Source organism: Ideonella azotifigens (genome assembly GCF_006519715.1).
Classification (GTDB): domain Bacteria; phylum Pseudomonadota; class Gammaproteobacteria; order Burkholderiales; family Burkholderiaceae_C; genus Ideonella; species Ideonella azotifigens.
Window position 1 is genome coordinate 1 of sequence record NZ_VIDT01000737.1, and the last position, 2531, is coordinate 2531.

Annotated in this window: 3 protein-coding genes; 1 reads left to right on the forward strand and 2 read right to left on the reverse strand. The window is 68.0% G+C overall.

The window, feature by feature from the left end; genetic code table 11:
• Nucleotides 1-1056: DNA mismatch repair endonuclease MutL (gene mutL / locus FKP22_RS26995; protein ID WP_141291045.1), on the reverse strand; the 1056-nt coding region annotated here is incomplete at its 3' end.
• A 50-nt stretch (nucleotides 1057-1106) separates the two neighbouring features.
• Between mutL and FKP22_RS27000 the strand changes: the two genes are divergently transcribed.
• Nucleotides 1107-1751 carry a VTT domain-containing protein gene (locus FKP22_RS27000; protein ID WP_141291046.1) on the forward strand — a complete coding sequence of 215 codons (645 nt, stop codon included), beginning with the start codon at nucleotides 1107-1109 and terminating at the stop codon, nucleotides 1749-1751.
• Between the two features lie 18 nt (nucleotides 1752-1769).
• Here FKP22_RS27000 and FKP22_RS27005 read toward each other — a convergent pair.
• The coding region (locus FKP22_RS27005) for an N-acetylmuramoyl-L-alanine amidase (protein ID WP_211361609.1) at nucleotides 1770-2531 on the reverse strand (762 nt) is incomplete at its 5' end.

Sequence of the window (2531 nt, forward strand, 5' to 3'; positions counted from 1 at the left end):
CGAGATGGCGGCGGGCAGGTGCGCGCCGGCCGGGGCCGAGAGCGTCTTTTCCACCGCGCGCTTGACGACCGAATACACCTCGCCCGATTCGCGGAAGCGCACCTCGATCTTGGTCGGGTGCACGTTGACGTCCACGCGCGTCGGGTCGATGTCCAGGAACAGCACGTAGGCCGGCTGCTTCTGGCCGTGCAGCACGTCCTCATAGGCGCTGCGCAAGGCGTGCGTGATCAGCTTGTCGCGCACGTAGCGGCCGTTGACGTAGACGTACTGATGGTCTGCGCGGTTGCGCGCGGCTTCGGGCAGGCCCACGCGGCCTTGCAGCCGCATCGGTCCGGCCAGCAGTTCCACCGGCCGGCTCTGCGCCACGAAGTCCTCGCCCAGCACGTCGGCCATGCGTTGCTCGTGCAGCGCGCGGCGCCATTGTTCGACCAGCTTGCCGTCGTGCCAGATCGCAAAGCCCACGTCCGGCCGCGCCAGCGCGTGGCGGCGCACCGCCTCGATGGCGTGCGACAGCTCGGTCGGGCCTGACTTGAGGAACTTGCGCCGCGCGGGCGTGCTGAAGAACAGCTCGCGCACTTCGATGCTGGTGCCTTGCGCACGGGCGGCAGGTTGCAACTCGCCGCTGCGGGCGTCCAGCCTGCGGGCCTGGGAAGCATCTGCGGGGCGGCTGACGATGTGGGTTTCGGAGACCGAGGCGATGGCGGCCAGCGCCTCGCCGCGGAAGCCCATGGTCATCACGCCTTCGAGCTCGGCCAGCGAGCTGATCTTGCTGGTGGCGTGGCGCTTGAGCGCCAGCGGCAGCTCGTCATGCGGAATGCCGCAGCCATCGTCCTCGACCACGATGGCCCGCACGCCGCCGGCCACCAGGCGCACGGTGACCTGCTCGGCGCCCGCGTCCAGCGCGTTGTCCACCAGCTCGCGCACCACCGAAGCCGGGCGCTCCACCACCTCGCCGGCAGCGATCTGGCTGACCAGTTCGTCGGGCAATTCGCGGATCGGGCGGCGCGGCGCGGCCTGCAAGGCGTTGTGCAGTGGCGGATGCACGTTGTCGTTCATCCCGGGATTGTAGAGAGCCCGTGTGATGTCCACCCTGATAATCCCTGCCCATGGACTTTCTCGCCCCCCTGATCGACCTCATATTGCACGTGGACAAGCACCTCGCGGTGTTCGTGACCAACTACGGCACCTGGGTCTACGTACTGCTGTTCGCCATCATCTTCGTGGAGACCGGCGTGGTGGTGATGCCTTTCCTGCCGGGTGATTCGCTGCTGTTCGTGGTCGGTGCTATGTGCGGCACCGGGCTGATGAGCCTGCCGGTGTCGCTGGCGGTGCTGCTGGTGGCCGCGGTGCTGGGCGACCAGGTGAACTACACGATCGGCCGGGCGCTGGGGCCGAAAGTGTTCAAGTGGGAGCAGTCCCGCTTCTTCAACAAGCGGGCCTTCGAGCAGGCCCATGCCTTCTACGAGCGCTATGGTGCGGTGACCATCATCGTCGCGCGCTTCATGCCGTTTGTGCGCACGTTTGCACCCTTCGTGGCCGGCGTGGCGGCGATGAGCCGCACGCGCTTCACGCTGTTCAACCTGATTGGCGGCGCGCTCTGGGTGGTCGGCGTGATGATGGCTGGCGTGCTGTTCGGCAACATCCCCTGGGTGCAGCAGAACCTCGAAAAAATCATCTGGGCGATGATCCTGATTCCTGGCGTGGTGATCCTGGCCGGTGCCGTGAAGGCGCGCCGCCGCGCCCCGGCCTGACGGCCGTCAAGTCTGGCCTTACGTTTGCCGATTGCGCGCCAGCGGCGGGTTCTTCGCGAAGTAGCGGTCGATGCCAGTGAACAGCGCCTCGACCAGCTTGCGCTGGTACTCGGGGTCGCGCAGCTTGTCTTCTTCGGTGGGGTTCGAGATGAACGCGGTCTCGACCAGGATGGACGGGATGTCCGGCGCCTTCAGCACCGCGAAACCGGCCTGTTCGACCTCGCCCTTGTGCAGCCGGCCCACGGTGCCGATGCGCGACAGCACTTCGTTGCCCACGCGCAGGCTGTCCTTGATCTGCGCGGTGGTGCTCATGTCCAGCAGCGCGCGCAGCACCTGAGCGTCCTTGGTCGCGGCATTCACGCCGCCCACCACGTCGGCCGCGTTCTCGCGCTGCGCCATCCAGCGCGCGGCGGTGCTGGACGCGCCGTGCTGGCTCAGCGCGAAGACGCTGGCGCCGCGCGCGTCGGGGTTCATGAAGGCGTCGGCATGCACCGAGACGAACAGGTCGGCCTGTACCCGGCGGGCCTTGGCCACGCGCTCCTGTAGCGGCACGAAGAAGTCGTCGTCGCGCGTGAGCATCGCGCGCATGCCGGGCTTGGTGTTGAGCTTGTCGCGCAGCTGCAGCGCAATGCGCAGCACCACGTCCTTTTCCTTCAGGCCGCTGGGGCCGATGGCGCCTGGGTCTTCGCCGCCGTGGCCGGGATCGATGGCGACGATGACCAGGCGGTTGATGCCGTCCCGCTGCGCGGCGCTGGACTTGCCGGGGATGGGGGGCGGTGC